Raw genomic sequence first — 15691 nt, forward strand, 5'->3', positions numbered from 1 at the left:
ATACATGATGGTTTGAGTTATTTCTGCAAAGATAACTATTTTTTTTATTTTCATATTAGCAATGTCATCTAATTAACTTTTGTAATCGCTTTTTCAGCAATTACTTCAAATTTAAAAATTACTGCACGCGGTGCAGAAGTATAGTAAAAATATCTTACCTTTGTAGCAATATAATTGTAGTACATAAATAAGAGTATCAGTATAAAAACAGAAATATATGGCAACAGTTGACGACAAGAAAATCATCTTCTCAATGGTGGGTCTTTCCAAGACTATCAAGCAAAATCAAAAGCAGATACTGAAGGATATTTACCTCAGTTTCTTCTATGGCGCAAAAATCGGTATCATAGGCCTCAATGGAGCGGGTAAATCTACCTTGCTCAAAATCATTGCAGGTATAGAGCAGGATTATCAGGGACAAGTTGTGTTCTCGCCAGGCTACAGTGTAGGTTATCTGCCGCAGGAGCCGCAACTCGATGATACGAAAACCGTGCGCGAGGTGGTGCAGGAAGGCGTGCAGGAAGAAGTTGATGCCATGGCTAAATATGAGGAAATCAATATCAAGTTCGGTCTGCCGGAATACTATGAGGACGAGGACAAAATGAACCAACTCTTCGCACAGCAGGGTGAATTGCAGGACTTCCTCGACAGCCACGATGTGTGGAATCTCGACAGCCGTCTCGAACGCGCAATGGCAGCCTTGCGATGCCCTGACCCGGAAGAGAATGTGGCACATCTCAGTGGTGGTGAACGTCGGCGTGTAGCACTCTGTCGCCTGTTGTTGCAGAAACCGGACATACTCCTCCTCGATGAACCGACGAACCACCTCGACGCAGAGAGCATAGATTGGCTGGAGCAACACCTTAACCAATACGAAGGCACGGTCATAGCCGTAACACACGACCGCTACTTCCTCGACGATGTGGCAGGGTGGATCCTGGAACTCGACAGGGGAGAAGGCATACCTTGGAAAGGCAATTACAGTTCCTGGCTCGAACAGAAGTCAAAACGTATGGAGCAGGAGGAAAAAGTGGCATCAAAACGCCGCAAGACGCTCGAACGCGAGTTAGAGTGGGTAAGAATGGCGCCTAAAGCGAGGCATGCAAAGGGTAAGGCACGTCTGAACTCTTACGACAAACTGCTCAACGAGGATCAGAAGGAGAAAGAACAAAAATTAGAGATATTTATCCCAAACGGACCACGATTGGGCAACAAGGTTATTGAGGCACAGCATGTGAAAAAAGCGTTCGGAGACAAAGTGCTCTTCAACGACCTTAACTTTATGCTTCCTCCAGGCGGCATCGTGGGTGTGATAGGACCCAACGGCGCAGGAAAGACCACGCTCTTCCGACTTATCATGGGGCTTGAAAAGGCAGATGGTGGTACGTTCGAAGTAGGGGAGACGGTGAAACTCTCCTACGTGGATCAGCAGCATCGCGACATCGACCCCGATAAAACGGTGTACGACGTGGTGAGCCAAGGTAACGAAATCATGATGCTCGGAGGAAGGGAAATCAACGCCAGGGCTTATCTCAGCCGCTTCAACTTCAGCGGTGTGGACCAGCAGAAGAAGTGTGGCGTCCTTTCAGGCGGTGAGCGAAACCGTCTGCACCTTGCACTCGCGCTCAAGCAGGAGGGTAATGTGCTCTTGCTCGATGAGCCTACCAACGACATCGATGTGAACACACTCCGCGCACTCGAAGATGGTCTTGAAGCATTTGCGGGCTGTGCTGTCGTCATCAGCCACGACCGCTGGTTCCTCGACCGTATATGTACACACATCCTTGCTTTCGAGGGCAATGGCGAGTTGTTCTATTTTGAAGGCTCTTATAGCGAATATGAAATCAATAAGGCAAAGCGGCTTGGAACGGATGAAATCAAGCGCCCACGCTATCGAAAACTGATGGAATAAAACCATAGAATCGCTCTTAATCATGAAGTCTTTGAAGGAATTCTTAGTCCTCATACTGTGCGCAGTACCGTTGTTTCTGAACGCCCAGAATATCTCAATTTCGGGCAAAGTGGCGGGTGTTTCTTCCGGCACAATGCTACTCATAGCACAGCCGCATGAATCGCAGTTCGACACCATTTGTGCCGCACCATTCAATAATGGCTATTTCAAGATGATAACTACCCTGTCAGAGCCACAGGCTTTGCGACTTGCCGTAAAGGGTTATGCCGGTGGATTTACATTGTTGGCAGAACCTAACGCTGCATACTCGGCACACCTTCAGGATGGTGCCCTTCGCACCATTTGGGGCGCACCGTTGCAAGATGCTTACAACAATCTGCAAGCGGCTGACTCAGAGAAGGCAAAAGTGCTTGAGCAACTGAAGGCAAGATATGATTCTTTAAAACAGGCAGGTAAATTCAGAAGTGCAAGTCGCGTGAATGATTCTATTTCCATGCTTCAAACTATGAGAAAAGCGCTCTGCGATTCTGTTTATGCAGCCAATGACAATCTCCTGCCGGCGCACAACACATGGGCAAATGTACAGACCTGCGACAAATTGCTTGATGAATGCCGAAGCATTTACAATGCTCTCGGAACAGGTGCAAAAGCATCACTTTCAGGGCGATTACTCAAAGAACGCATCGACCGACTGGCGAAGACGGAACAAGGAAGGCCGGCGCCGGACTTTGAACTGATCGATATTAACGGAGATGCCCTGAAAATGAGTGAAGTGAAAGCAAAACTGAAAATTATTGATTTCTGGGCATCATGGTGCGGGCCATGCCGACTGAACAATCCTTCGCTCAAGCGACTTTATGAGGAATGCCATGCCAAAGGTCTGGAAATCATAGCAGTATCGCTCGACGAGGATAAAATGGCATGGAAAGCGGCTGTAGATAAGCAGGCTTTGCCGTGGCTGCACGTTTCCAGCCTGAAAGGATGGAAATGCCCGGTAGCGCAGCAGTATAGCGTAACGGCAGTGCCCGCCATGTTTGTGCTCGATGAGAACAATCGCATAGTAGCCACACAACTACGTGGTGAATCGCTCGACAATTTCGTGAAAGAACGTCTCGGTTTGTCGCAAAATGTTGAAAACGAATAAAAACAATAAAATAGTTATGTTCTATTTTCATAAAACGACCGGAATGGAACAGGCTTAATGAGATAAAAAATAACAGAATATATCTATAATGAAAAAAACACTCTTGTGCTGCCTCATGGCAATGCCACTGATGGGACTCAATGCGCAGCAATGCATCATTGAGGGCGAACTCACTAAAGACTCCCTGCGTTTCGAAGAAAAAAAAGTGTCGCAAGTCTATCTTACAGCGTTGGATGAATACGACAACTTCCAAGCCATAGATTCTGTAAAGGTGAAAAACGGAAAATTCCGTTTCACGCGTCAGTTGGACCCCAACGACCCTATACTCCTCTATTTCATTACGGGATTCGACAATGGGGCGGCACATTTCTTTCTCGAGCCGGGAACGGTGCATCTCAGGTTTGATGCGGCTTTCCCGTCAGGATGCGTTGCAACCGGAACGCCGAACAATGAACTCATGAGAGAGTATGATGCTATCAAGAAGAAATGTGTGGCTGAGCAAACCGACTCTGCACGCATCCTCAAAGCAAGGTATGGAGACGACTTTATGGCTGTACCCGAGGGTAATGCCGCATGGTTGCGTTTAGGTGCAGAGGCTTTGATGGTGGCATACGGTGAGCAATTACAGTTTCTCGCGCGCCACTACGATTCGCCGCTCGCGCCGCTTATGATGGACCGCGAACTCTATTACCTCTACAATAAGAAAATGGCAATGAGAATGGTGCGCTCAATCTCTCCTAAACTAAAAAAACATCCCTACTATGTTTCTTTGCTGAATAATGTGCGGGCGATGGAACTCAAGGTGGGCGACGAACTGCCTGATATAAAACTTCCCATGAGCGATGGAACGCAAAAATTTCTTAGCGATTACCAAGGGAAATTTGTCCTCCTCGACTTTTGGGCTTCATGGTGTGCGCCATGTCTCAAGGAAATGCCGAAACTGAAAGAACTCTACGAAGAAAACAAGGACAACAATTTCGCGATAATAAGTTATAGTCTCGACAATATAGAAGATGCGTGGAGAGGAGCAATCAGCCGTCTCGACATCGACAAACCGAATTGGTTGCATGCCAGCGACCTCAAGGCATGGAAAAGCCCAGCTGCTGTGCTGATGGGAGTAACGGAAATTCCACGCACAATCCTCGTAAGCCCCGACGGAAGAGCAATAGCCTTCAATCTTAGAGGAGACGAACTCATTCAGAAAGTGGAGCAAATCCTGATGGAAGAAGAACTGAAAAAATAGAAAAGCAAGGAAAACCAAGCATTTTAGAAATGTTACGATAGATAGAATTGCTTGATAACCTATAAAACCAAGCCTCGCTAATCTCCAAAAGGAGAAAAGCGAGGCTTGAATATTATACTTCTGCAAGTTTACTTGGCAAGAACCTTGTAACTACGTTCTTCACCATTGTTTGCCTTGACGCGTATGATGTTAACGCCGGAAGCAAGGCGAACTTTCACAGAAAGTGTCTGACCGTTGGCATTGTTGGTTGCAGCATGCTGTCTGTCGATGTATTTGCCGTCAACCGTGTACGCTGTTGCGCTGAGCAGGTTGGCGCCAGGTATGCAGACTGTTGCCGTGTTGCCTTCGATTTTGATGCATTCTGCCATGTCAATGTTGTTGATGGCCGTCAGTACGGAAGGCTTAACCAATGCAAATCGTCCAAGGGTACTGCCTGCCAGTTCCACCACTGCTTCTTCACCTTGTGCATAGACCATGCCGGTCTCTCTGTCGAGCAGACGATAGTCGCCGGGCACGTCGCCAAGTGCGTCGAAGGCAACAGTCAGTGTGTCTGCCTGACCTGTTACCATCATACCCAGAGGAATGATGTCCTTGCCCACCAGTGAGGCAATGTCGCACGCCTTGCCTTCGTCGATGCTGAAGATTGCCAAGGCTGGTTTGGCTTCTTCGTCAACGAGGGTCTCTGCAGCACGCATCTCGTCAGAGAGTAGGAGAGTGGAAGCCTTCGCACGGCGGCTCTTTGCCGTAACGCGGATAAGAGCAGGAGTGTTAGAGGATTCTTCTGCCTCTGCGTGAACGAACATGTCTTCCGTGAATGTGATGTTCACACTCGTTGCTGCAGATGATATAGTAACGTAGAACGACTGCATCGGAGCAATGTAGGTGGTGGCAGCATCAGCATTCGAGAGCAGGGTGCCATCTATGCTGACCGTAGAAGATACTGATTGACCATCGTAAACTTTCACGCCAGTCAGCGAAGGATTAGCCTCGAGCAGTTTGTTTACGCTCAGATAACTCATGAACGGGTTACCCACAAGGAGTGTTGTGGTAGCAGCAGACGCTGTAGCACTACTCATGGTCATCGTGCCGGCATTGCTGTAAACGCTGCGAGTACCAAATTCACCAAAGTCCTTATTCAGCAGTGTGGAAGGTGCATAACCATCGGCTTCATATACGAATCGATGAGGATTAGTGCGCGTCAGAGTTTCTGTCAGGCTCGACTGCTCGCGATTGGCTTCGTAATAGTAGTGGTAGGTGGTGTGAGTCTTCGGTAGGCGCAATGTCATGTCGCCTTCACGCCCTTCTGCATCTACGTAGAGTGAGAAGCCTTGTCCGAGTGTGTATGGTGTTGCCAAAGCGTTGAAGCGCTTAGACCAATTGGTCTCTAACAACTCTGCGGTTTGATATCTGCCGTCGGTCAGTTTGTTAGTTGCTGTTTGTGCCCATAGGCGTTGATATATGCGTGGTTCAAAGCGGTTTTCTGGCTGGAGAGTGGACGATGCGGCAGGCTTGAAGTAGTTGTATTCTGTCAGCGTGTCAGAACTTACTGCCGTAACGTAGAAGTCGCCGGTATAGGTGTCCTTCAGAGGTGTGGCAAGCATATAGTAGCGCCCGGTCTCCGGCTTGAAGTCAACCCAGGCACTGTCGTAGTTCAGTTTGAACACTTTCTCTACAGCCGCGCCGCTTTCAAAGTGGATTCCATCACAGCCGAATTCGTCGCCCTGAACAACCGACTTGTCAAGCGAAGGATATGCGCGTGCATTGCTCGGCATGATAACGTTCGTGCAGAGGTAAGGTGTGCCATCCGTCCAGTTGTTCCAGTTGTTCCAGTCCTTGTTGGTTGTCGTGGTTCTCCATGTGGTTTGGAGAGGATATACCACGTAGGATTCTGTACCTACAAGTTCCTGCTCACCATCATAAATGAAGAGTGAGTAGCGACCGGATTTAATGGCAGGGAAACTCATAGTTAGAGAGCCATTCTGTGCGCTCTGCACCTGTGTCATGTTTACACCCTGGTCAGGCACTTCAATGTAGAAGCGTGTGTCAGGATTGGTGTTACAGGTAAAGGTCAGTGTACCACCTTCGCACGTCTTATTGAACTGCGGTGTGTTGAATGCGTACTCGGAACAGGTTGACTCGTCGCGGTTGTCGGGTATGCCATCGTTGTCAATGTCGTTGCGAAGAAGTATGCCGTAAATCTTTAGTGTTTGGTCTGCACTAAGTCCACCTGCTGCGATGATGTGTACTTCATCGAAATCGCTCTTAGGTTGGATTTGCAGCACGAGCAGACCACCACCCGATACCAAATCGGTTCCGAGAACTTCCCAGTCATTTTCTGTTTCTCCTGTGGCTACACCATTGAGGTATGTGGCAATTTCAAGCACTTCTCCGAGTTCCACATTAAGTGCATTAACGTCATTGTCAATAACTACACCCAGTTTGTGGCGGAAATCAACAGTTCGTCCGAGTTTCACGATGATGCGTTGCGAACCTGCATTCACCGTTTTCTGTACCAAGGCATAAGTTTCCAAATTGTCATCAATGTCGATGATGTTGCTCAGATTGTTTGTTACACAACCTACACTCGCCACATTGACTTCTGTTCCAATGGTAACTCTCGCACCATAGTTGTCATAGTTTACTACTGTAGCGCCGTCGCGAACATAATTACAGTCGGGATCATTCGGGTCATCCATGAAAGCATAGTATATATTAAGCTCATCGAGACTCAAATTGAGTACGCCATCTTTCCATAACTGAATTTCGTCGAATACGATAGCGTTTCCGTTACCATCTATTTTTGGAACTTCAATGTCGAGTCGCATTTTTGTGGATTTTTTTCTGTTGCTTGGGTTTCTGCCAATTGTACCGAGGTCAAGTATATTGGCATCTTCCACTAAGTGCTCGTAAACATTTGTTCCATTGTTGTAGCATCTGATTTGGAAGAAATCAAGAAGGCTCAATCCAAGATTATTTTGTTCCAATTCTACTACGAACCCCACACGAATAGGATCGTGTGCATCAACCTTGCCGCCGTCGTACATTTTTCCTTCGGTTTTCTTAACACCGATGATGCGGTTTGCACCAGCCAGTTGAAGTCCACCGTCGTAACCAATGTAGTTGGTCAAGTCGTCGTCAAGCAACTCTGTGCCATCACTGTATCCATCGCTACCATGCATGTCGCTGATAGAAATGAGGTTGGCACTCGTCTGGTGGTATTCCATACCCATTTCGTAGCCATTCGATGCAGTAAGAGTGGTCTCTTTTACTACACTCCTGAAATCGGGTTCTGCACCACGGTTAATGACAACCGAGTCCATGCAGATGCCATCTTCTGCTGTAACGCGGAAAACGTATTTGCCATCTACGGTCATTCCTGTAACAAAACCATTCTCGTCAACTTGAGCATTTGCACCGGCAGGCTGGCTGTAAACACTCCATGTCACGTTCATTTCAGGATTGATACGCAGTTGGAACGTCGATTGGTTGTTACAGATGTTTGTGCTTACTGTGGGATTAAGTTCACATGCATGATCCACAACAGGCTTTGGACGGATAAAACCATAGTAAACACCGAAGCCACTGCCAAGATTCAGTACGCCTAAAGCAGTATAGAATGTGATTTCAGCACCAGAGAAGTCGGTGTCGGCTGTGATGTAAGAGGTTTGGTCGCCGCCAGATGCAATAGCCAATGCAAGCACATCAGCCGAAATGGTGGTGGTCTGCACCTTGTTTCCATTGCGGTCGTATAGCGCAATGTCAACCCATGTGCCAAGTTTCAAAACATCCGCAACATTAGCAAAATTGTATTTGAAACCCACTTGGTCGCCAGGATGGAAGAGTTCTGTGGTGGCTTGTGAATTTTGTACATTCACGCGCACACGACCCTTGAAGGCTACACTCGCAAGTTGTACAGCACTCACCAATGCAAGTGTTTCGTCAAGACGTTCGTTAGTGTCGGTACCGATAACCTTTTCTTCTGAAACATTAGCCATTGGCATAGGGATACCGCCTACGAGCGGTGAAGGCATGTAAGCATTACAACTCACGTCCATGCTTTCATGCCCTGTTTCCTGGCAGTAGTCTTCTATACCTTTCTTCGTGAGATGAATATCGTGTGCATCTCCCACAAAAGCGTACTTAATCAGTAGGGCAGATGCCACTGATGCATCTACAGCACCACCTTGAACCAAGGCTACTTCGTCGAACTTCTTAGGGCATCTGGCTGTGAGATTAACGCATGCCATATTACTTCCGGGTATGCCGATAAGTGAAAGTTTTACTCCACTTGCAGCATTTGCTTCCTGAACAGTTTGGTCAGCCACGCGCTTGCCATCGCAATAGAACCATAGGTGGAATGTCTTGATGAGATCGAGAGAAAGCACAGAACCGCCACTTCCCGCAACAAGGCAGAATCCTGCAGTTGTGCCAGGAGCATAGTAGTACTTCATGTCCCTCACACTAACGGTGGGGCTTACTGCCACTGTAGCATCTACCACACTGGGGATGGTGGCGTAGTCGTCGATGTCTTCGTTAGTGATGTTCTCAAGACCTGAAGTGCCGCTTCCCACGCTCACAGCACTGATAACGCGGTTCACAGAGCAATGCCGTCCCACGAGAGCACGTCGGTAGCCCATATAGTTGGGACCGGTCGAATCCGTCTCTTGCAGCGTTATGGCATTTTCTTTTGTCCTCGCCATTGCTGCACTGTCTGCATTGCTCACATTGCCTGTGATTTCGTCTGCAAAGACAATCTGAGGCAGGGCAAGCAACATCAGAAAGACCAGAACTCTCCTGAATGTTCTTGTGAATATGTGATGTATATAGTCCATGTTGTTCTGATTTTTATTGTTGTTGTTCTTCTTCGTAATCACTCCAATAATTATGACTGCCAAAATAATCTAATCCGAGTTTGGGAGCAGTCTGCGGTTGGCGTTCATCATCATCACCTGTGTCGATAGTAGGCTCGCAAAGACCGCCCGCATGAAACTCTATCACACGCAAATGAGGTGCTATATATCTTCTTTTCATACAATTAAAGTGTTTGTTCTGATGTGTATTATGGAATAAATATCTTCTTGCCACCGCGAATGTAGATGCCGTGAGTAGGATTGACAACGCGGCGACCCTGAAGGTCGTAGGTGGCGTTGTCTGTGGGGAAGGTTACTATTGCATCACCCTCCACGAGGTCGATTGCGGTAATGTCATCCTCAAAGAAGTCAAGTTTTAAAGTACTGGCACCATTCACAGCCTGTTTGTCCAAGTAGGCACGGTTAGGCATCAGGTAGTCATCGCCAGGGTGGAGCAATTTTACTGTGCCTGTACCGGCACTCTTGTTCAGAATCCAGTAATTCTTCCAGAGATTAGTGCCTTCTTCCGGACCGAAATAATGTCCTTCGCTCTCGGTAACACCCTTCCAGATATTGCCATTCAATACACTTCTGTCGAATAAGTCTTCATGTTTGCCGGGAGGGTAGGCGTAGAAGTCGAAAGCATCGTACAGGTCTGAACGTACCACTACGGCATTGCCCGCAGGCACTGCATCGCCCATATTCCTGAGACGTACGGAGGTCGTGTTGTCTATCCAGCCGCCGGCAAGAATATCTACGTGCGAATTTTCTTCTGCCGTTCCGGCTTTCACTACGTCGAACGGGAAATAGAAGGTACTCCAGTGGTAGCCATCCTTGTCGCTCGTGTCGGTAAGGAAAGAAACGTGTATCTTCGGGGTCGGCACGATAATCCAGCCTGAGGCATCGTTTTTAGTGCCTACTGCACTGCGGCTGATGCCGGCATAGTTGCCGGTGGTCGTGCCGCTGATGCTCAGTGCACCGTTGTTGGTGTCGCTGCCGCTTGAATTGGTTCCCGTATAGTTCATCAGCGAGAACTGACCATCCATGTGTTTCTGTAGATAGTACATGCCGGCATCACTCTTGTTGGTTGTCAGCGTGAGGCTCGACAGATTGCTGATGTACTTGTTAGTGTTGGCATTCCTGATGAGGAAGATGTCGTGTTCAGGTGAGAGCAGGCCTGTTGCATTCTCGCCGCCCGTGCTGGCGCTGCCCACGCGAATGAAGTGCCAGAGTGCACTTGCCGACATACCGCGGGTGTCGATGTCGCGTTTTGTGGAGTACGTGTTGTTGGCAAAGGCCTCTGCGTGAGAAGTGCCTGTCAGGTTCTGGCTATAGAGAGCGTAGCCGTGATAGACGTAGTCGAAGTCGGTCAGCCAGCCGTAAGTGTCGGGCGTATTCTCCGTCCTGTTGTCGAAATTCTGGGCAACGTTGGCTATCATGTAGAAATGTTCTTCGCTGATTTCCGATTCGCTCGTGATGCTCTTGGGGAGACTGTCAAGATTCACTTGCGCCAGATAGTCGGCAAGCGGAATGAACTCCCAGTCGCCCGTGATTCCACTGCCTTCATATTTATATATAGTGGCATCACGCTGCATACCCATATACTTGCTGGCGTCGTCATTAGCCACAAGTTTTACGTAGTTCGTCGATTTGTCGGACGATTGTGCAAATGCTACTGAATAAGACTGACTTTGTTCCAGATCCCAGTAAGTTGTGCTGTTTCCTGTTCTCAATGCTAAATCCTTAGCGGTGTTGATAAGATAGAGAATTCCACCAACGGTTCTGAGTTCCCATACACTGTACTCCGAGGGCGTGCAGGTGCCGGTCAGCGAAGTGCCGTTGCTGTTGAGATATAGACCATAGCGGCGGTTCTTGATGACGTAGTTCCCGTCGGAAGGAGCAGAGATGCCTTGGGCATTCTTGGCTGTGTTGATGGCATTGATCAGCCATTTGAAAGATTCTGCCGACTCTCTGTCGCTCGCATTTGAGGTAATGTCTGCCTGTGTAACGCCCAGCGACAGGGCTTCAGTCTCCAACTCGTCATAATTCCTGAGTATCCAGCCGAAGTAGTCGTCGCTACTTGAGGTCAGGTCGTTTGGTTCGACATAATTCGTGCCGGCTACCGTATGGCTCATCCAATACTTATTGCTCGTGTCATGTATTGTCCAGGCACTTTCGTTGAAGTCGAAACGACTCAGATACCATGTTGAACCTGTACCGTCGAAATAGCCAAGGTCGCCAGAGTATTTGGTATTGAGCAGATAGGCGCCGGATTTACCATTGTAACTGCTTGTCCCGCTTGCCGCATGTTTATTTGCTACCTTCATTCCACCATCGGAAGTCCCCGCATCTTCAAAATACCATAGGAAACTGCTTGTGGTGTATTGCGTACCAACAAGCCCTTGTTTTGAGGTCTTAATCTCCGATTCTGTCCAAATGCGATGCGCATCGAGAGTGGCACAGAGATACTCTTTCGTACCGGCATTCTGTATGACGTAGTACGTCTTACTGCTGCTTGTCGATAGAGTAGGTATAGTAGCACGCTGAGAAGTGGCAGTCGTTGATCCTCCCAAAAGTAATAATAGCAGGACAGATATTTTTTTTACTGTTCTCATTATGTTATTATTTATGATGAATATATTTTTAGAGTTGTTTGCGTATATATATATAAGCGGTATCACTTATCCACTAAAGAAGATAAGCGATACCGCATAATCACCATAACTTACTGATTATCAACAAGTTGTATATGGGGGGGGTAAATTCTAATACATTTCATACTCTATAAGTTCTATTTTTATATATTCTATGATGCTATTAAAATTTTTTATTCGTTTAGAATAAATGAATAAAATTTACATCATTTACAATTACAAAAGTAATAAAGCAATAAGATGCGAGTCTTAATTATGTGAAAAAATCTTAAATTTTAACATAAAGTAACAATATAGATGTAATTTTGCTAACCATACATAGCAAAATAATGGTTACTGATAGTTAAATCAACTGTTAAGCCGTTTGGAAATACATTCTCACCGCATTAAGCGTATAAAGGTAGAGTACTACCGCCGGAATAGCAATAAGAGAAGAATCAAACCGGTCAAGAACGCCCCCATGGCCGGGAAGCAAATCGCCACTGTCCTTTATGCCGAGTGTGCGCTTGTACTGACTCTCCACAAGGTCGCCCCATGTGCCGAAAACACATACTGTCGCAGCGATGCCCAGCCAATGCCAGATAGGGAATACATTGGGGAAAAAGTACCACAGCACCGCACCAGCACCCAGACAGACCAGACCGCCGCCGATGCTACCCACCCATGTCTTTTTAGGCGAGATGCGGGGGAAAAGTTTTGCAGGCAGTTTCCTGCCCAGCATACTGCCGAAAAGGTAAGCACCAGTGTCGTTTGCCCAAAGGAAGATGAACACGCTCAGCGGGAATACCCATTCGTATTGTGGACGGAAAGCAAGTACGTTGAGCAGTGCCATCGGGAGGGCAATATAGACTTGAGCGGCAAAGGCGTAAGCCCAATTCTTCACGGGGTCGTCCTGATGCAGGTAGAGTTCACTGATGAGCAGATAAATGAGCGAAAGAATGTAAGGTATGAAAACGGCAGATGGTGTCAGGTTAGAGCAGAAACCGAAAAATGCAAAGAACAGGTAAACACCCGCCACAGTGCTGATAAGACGGTTCACACCGGCATCCTGACAGGCATTGATGTTAGAGCAGAATTCCCAAATCATCAAGCCGGTGATGATGGCAAACATCACGATGAAACTTTCTGCACCATAGATAATGCCGCCTATCACAACTGCCAGAAAAACTATGCCGGTAAGTGCCCTGATGAGTAGATTTTTCATTTTGCCGCTCATGACTTATTATTTATTCTTGCTTTCTTTATGTTCTTACCAGTTGAAAAGGGAAGGTTCAGAATCCTCAGGCTTTTCGGGTTTCTTGGCATCCTCGGAATTTTCGCCATCATCAGAACTTTCGGGCTTTTCAGTCTCTGCTGGTTCTGCAGTCTCTTCAGGTTCTGCGGGCTTTGCTGGTTCTGCGGGTTCTTCGGATGCTCCGGAAAGTCCGGAAACTCCGGAAGTCTCAGCCTTCTCTTTCTTTTCCGAGTCTTCCTGTTTGCGTTGTTCGTCGCGCTGGCGAACCATTTCGTTGGCGAGTTGTTCATTAGCCCTGTCTTCGGCTTCTTTCAGTTCTTCGGCACGACTCTTCCATGGACGTTTGCCAAAGATATTTTCCACGTCTTCTGTGAAAATCACCTCACGCTCCTCGAGAATGCGGGCCAGTTCGGCATGTTTGTCGGCATTCTCTTTAAGAATGCGTTTGGCACGCTCGTATTGCTCTTTGATGAGTGCCTTCACCTCGTTGTCCATCAACTCGGCAGTCTTTTCGCTGTAGGGCTTGGTGAATGTCTCCTGCGTGGTGTAGTAGCAGACGTTAGCGAGCGACTCGCTCATGCCCAGATAAGCCACCATTCCGTATGCACGCTGCGTAACGCGTTCAAGATCGTTGAGCGCACCGCTGGAGATGTGTCCTGTGAAGAGTTCTTCTGCAGCACGACCAGCCAATGTGGCACAGATTTCATCGAGCATCTGCTCTTTTGTGGTGATATTGCGTTCTTCGGGCAAGTACCAGGCAGCACCGAGCGCCTGACCGCGAGGAACGATGGTAACCTTAACGAGCGGATTGGCATAACGGAGCAGCCACGACACACTGGCATGACCAGCCTCGTGCAGCGCTATGGTGTGCTTCTCTTCATCGGTCATTATCTTCGACTTCTTCTCCAGGCCGCCTATGATGCGGTCCACGGCATCGAGGAAATCCTGTTTGGATACTGCGTTGTGGTTGTGGCGCGCTGCAATCAGTGCAGCCTCGTTGCACACATTGGCAATGTCGGCACCGGAGAAACCGGGTGTCTGACGCGCGAGGAAGTCAACGTCGATGTCTTTGCCCATCTTGATGGGCTTGAGGTGGACGTTGAAAATGGCAATGCGCTCCTGAAGGTCGGGAAGGTCAACGTGAATCTGACGGTCGAAACGACCGGCGCGGAGCAATGCCTTGTCCAATATGTCAACGCGGTTTGTCGCTGCAAGGATGATAACACCAGAATTTGTGCCGAAACCGTCCATCTCGGTAAGCAACTGGTTGAGCGTGTTCTCGCGCTCGTCGTTACCGCCAAAGTTGGCATTCCTGCCACGGGCACGGCCCACAGCGTCAATCTCGTCAATGAAGATAATGCAAGGGGCTTTCTCCTTCGCCTGGCGGAACAGGTCGCGTACACGGCTGGCACCCACACCGACAAACATCTCAACAAAGTCGCTGCCCGACATAGAGAAGAATGGTACGTCTGCCTCGCCTGCCACAGCCTTGGCAAGCAGGGTCTTACCTGTACCCGGAGGACCTACAAGTAGCGCACCCTTGGGTATCTTGCCGCCAAGTTCGGTGTATTTCTTCGGATTTTTCAGGAAATCTACTATTTCCTTCACTTCCTGCTTGGCTTCTTCCTGTCCGGCAACATCCTTGAACGTAACGTGCAGACCACCGCCTTTCTCAAACAGTTTGGCTTTGCTCTTGCCAACGCTGAAAATGCCACCGCCGCCGCTGCCGCCGCCATTCATGCGGTTCATGAAGAATATCCATATTGCCACTAAGATAAGAATGGGAAGTATGCTGACAACAATGTTCCAGAAAGTGTTGTCGCTCGTTTCGTATTTCACTTCTATGTCGCCCGACTGCTGTAGGCTGGCAATGTATTCGTCTATCTTGTCAGTAGAGGGATATTTTGAACTCACTGTCGGTGCACTGCCTACCTGTTCAGGACCTTCATCGAAAACCTTGCGGATGTACTCGCCTTCTATCTTCATGATGGCGATGCCGTCCGTCTTGTTTACTGTGATGGACTTGGTGTAGCCACTGTCAAGATAGGTCTTGAAAGTGGTGTAACTCACTTCTTTGTTTGCGCCACCGCTGCCTGAACCTGAACCTGAAAAAAGCATGTATGCCAGGCCGGCGATGAGGATGATGTAAAGCCAACTGAGGCTGAAACGGGGTTTCTTGCCGTCGGACTTGTTTTTATTGTCGTTTGCCACGTCTTTCTGAAAAAATGTGATTTTAGTATGTAATGATAGGTTAAAATGACCACGATGGATTATTAGTCGATGTCAGGGGTGCTGATGAGGGTCGCGTCGTCCCAAAGGTGCTCCAGATCGTAGTATTCGCGTTTTTCGGGAAGGAAAATGTGTACCATGACCGTTCCGTAGTCGATGGCAACCCATTCGGCATTTTCCAGACCGCATACCGCGGATGGCTTCTCGCCGCCCTTGATGCGGGCTGAGTCGCCTATGCTTTCAGCAATGGCTTCCACCTGCTGGGGAGAGTTGCCGGTGCAGATAATGAAGTACTGGCAGGGAGCACTCGTGATTTGTGTCAAGTCGGCTGTTACGATGGCATGACCTTTCTTGTCCTGGATGCCTTCAATGATGTAGTTGACTAATGCTTTCGTTGATGTCATTATAGATTCAGAATATACATT

9 protein-coding genes are annotated in these 15691 nt (G+C 48.0%); 3 read left to right on the top strand and 6 right to left on the bottom strand.

Going from position 1 to position 15691, the window contains the following annotated elements; all coding sequences use genetic code 11:
- Positions 1–217: 217 nt before the first annotated feature.
- From ettA to C7Y71_RS12185, 3 genes are all read left to right on the top strand, one after another.
- On the top strand, positions 218–1912 hold the full coding sequence (ettA, locus tag C7Y71_RS11270; RefSeq protein WP_111899059.1) for an energy-dependent translational throttle protein EttA: 1695 nt from the start codon (positions 218–220) through the stop codon (positions 1910–1912).
- A 22-nt stretch (positions 1913–1934) separates the two neighbouring features.
- The gene (locus C7Y71_RS11275; protein WP_111899060.1) at positions 1935–3056 is read left to right on the top strand and encodes a TlpA disulfide reductase family protein; all 1122 of its coding nucleotides are present in this window, start codon (positions 1935–1937) and stop codon (positions 3054–3056) included.
- A gap of 88 nt (positions 3057–3144) precedes the next feature.
- Positions 3145–4299: a TlpA disulfide reductase family protein gene (locus tag C7Y71_RS12185; RefSeq protein WP_111899061.1), complete on the top strand. Its 1155-nt coding sequence runs from the start codon at positions 3145–3147 to the stop codon at positions 4297–4299.
- A 128-nt stretch (positions 4300–4427) separates the two neighbouring features.
- On the opposite strand, the gene C7Y71_RS11285 is transcribed toward C7Y71_RS12185, so the two are convergent.
- From C7Y71_RS11285 to rsfS, 6 genes are all read right to left on the bottom strand, one after another.
- Positions 4428–9131 (bottom strand): hypothetical protein, encoded by a 4704-nt coding sequence (locus C7Y71_RS11285; RefSeq protein WP_146739471.1) that lies wholly within the window; start codon positions 9129–9131, stop codon positions 4428–4430.
- A gap of 13 nt (positions 9132–9144) precedes the next feature.
- Positions 9145–9330 carry a hypothetical protein gene (locus tag C7Y71_RS11290; protein WP_146739472.1) on the bottom strand — a complete coding sequence of 62 codons (186 nt, stop codon included), beginning with the start codon at positions 9328–9330 and terminating at the stop codon, positions 9145–9147.
- 28 nt (positions 9331–9358) lie between these two features.
- Positions 9359–11764: a hypothetical protein gene (locus tag C7Y71_RS11295; protein WP_146739473.1), complete on the bottom strand. Its 2406-nt coding sequence runs from the start codon at positions 11762–11764 to the stop codon at positions 9359–9361.
- Between the two features lie 394 nt (positions 11765–12158).
- Positions 12159–13019 (bottom strand): phosphatidate cytidylyltransferase, encoded by an 861-nt coding sequence (locus C7Y71_RS11300; protein ID WP_111899064.1) that lies wholly within the window; start codon positions 13017–13019, stop codon positions 12159–12161.
- Positions 13020–13052: 33 nt separating this feature from the next.
- Complete coding sequence (gene ftsH, locus C7Y71_RS11305; RefSeq protein WP_226943475.1) at positions 13053–15248, bottom strand: ATP-dependent zinc metalloprotease FtsH; 2196 nt, start codon at positions 15246–15248, stop codon at positions 13053–13055.
- 62 nt (positions 15249–15310) lie between these two features.
- On the bottom strand, positions 15311–15670 hold the full coding sequence (gene rsfS, locus C7Y71_RS11310) for a ribosome silencing factor (protein ID WP_111899065.1): 360 nt from the start codon (positions 15668–15670) through the stop codon (positions 15311–15313).
- Between the last annotated feature and the right edge of the window lie 21 nt (positions 15671–15691).

The sequence above is a fragment of the Pseudoprevotella muciniphila genome (genome assembly GCF_003265305.2).
Classification (GTDB): domain Bacteria; phylum Bacteroidota; class Bacteroidia; order Bacteroidales; family Bacteroidaceae; genus Alloprevotella; species Alloprevotella muciniphila.

Bases quoted from the DNA above. Each gene is read 5' to 3' on its own strand.
- C7Y71_RS11285 (WP_146739471.1), bottom strand. From the start codon at position 9,131: ATGGACTATATACATCACATATTCACAAGAACATTCAGGAGAGTTCTG.
- ettA (WP_111899059.1), top strand. From the start codon at position 218: ATGGCAACAGTTGACGACAAGAAAATCATCTTCTCAATGGTGGGTCTT.
- C7Y71_RS11275 (WP_111899060.1), top strand. From the start codon at position 1,935: ATGAAGTCTTTGAAGGAATTCTTAGTCCTCATACTGTGCGCAGTACCG.
- C7Y71_RS12185 (WP_111899061.1), top strand. From the start codon at position 3,145: ATGAAAAAAACACTCTTGTGCTGCCTCATGGCAATGCCACTGATGGGA.
- C7Y71_RS11290 (WP_146739472.1), bottom strand. From the start codon at position 9,330: ATGAAAAGAAGATATATAGCACCTCATTTGCGTGTGATAGAGTTTCAT.
- C7Y71_RS11300 (WP_111899064.1), bottom strand. From the start codon at position 13,019: ATGAGCGGCAAAATGAAAAATCTACTCATCAGGGCACTTACCGGCATA.
- C7Y71_RS11295 (WP_146739473.1), bottom strand. From the start codon at position 11,764: ATGAGAACAGTAAAAAAAATATCTGTCCTGCTATTATTACTTTTGGGA.
- rsfS (WP_111899065.1), bottom strand. From the start codon at position 15,670: ATGACATCAACGAAAGCATTAGTCAACTACATCATTGAAGGCATCCAG.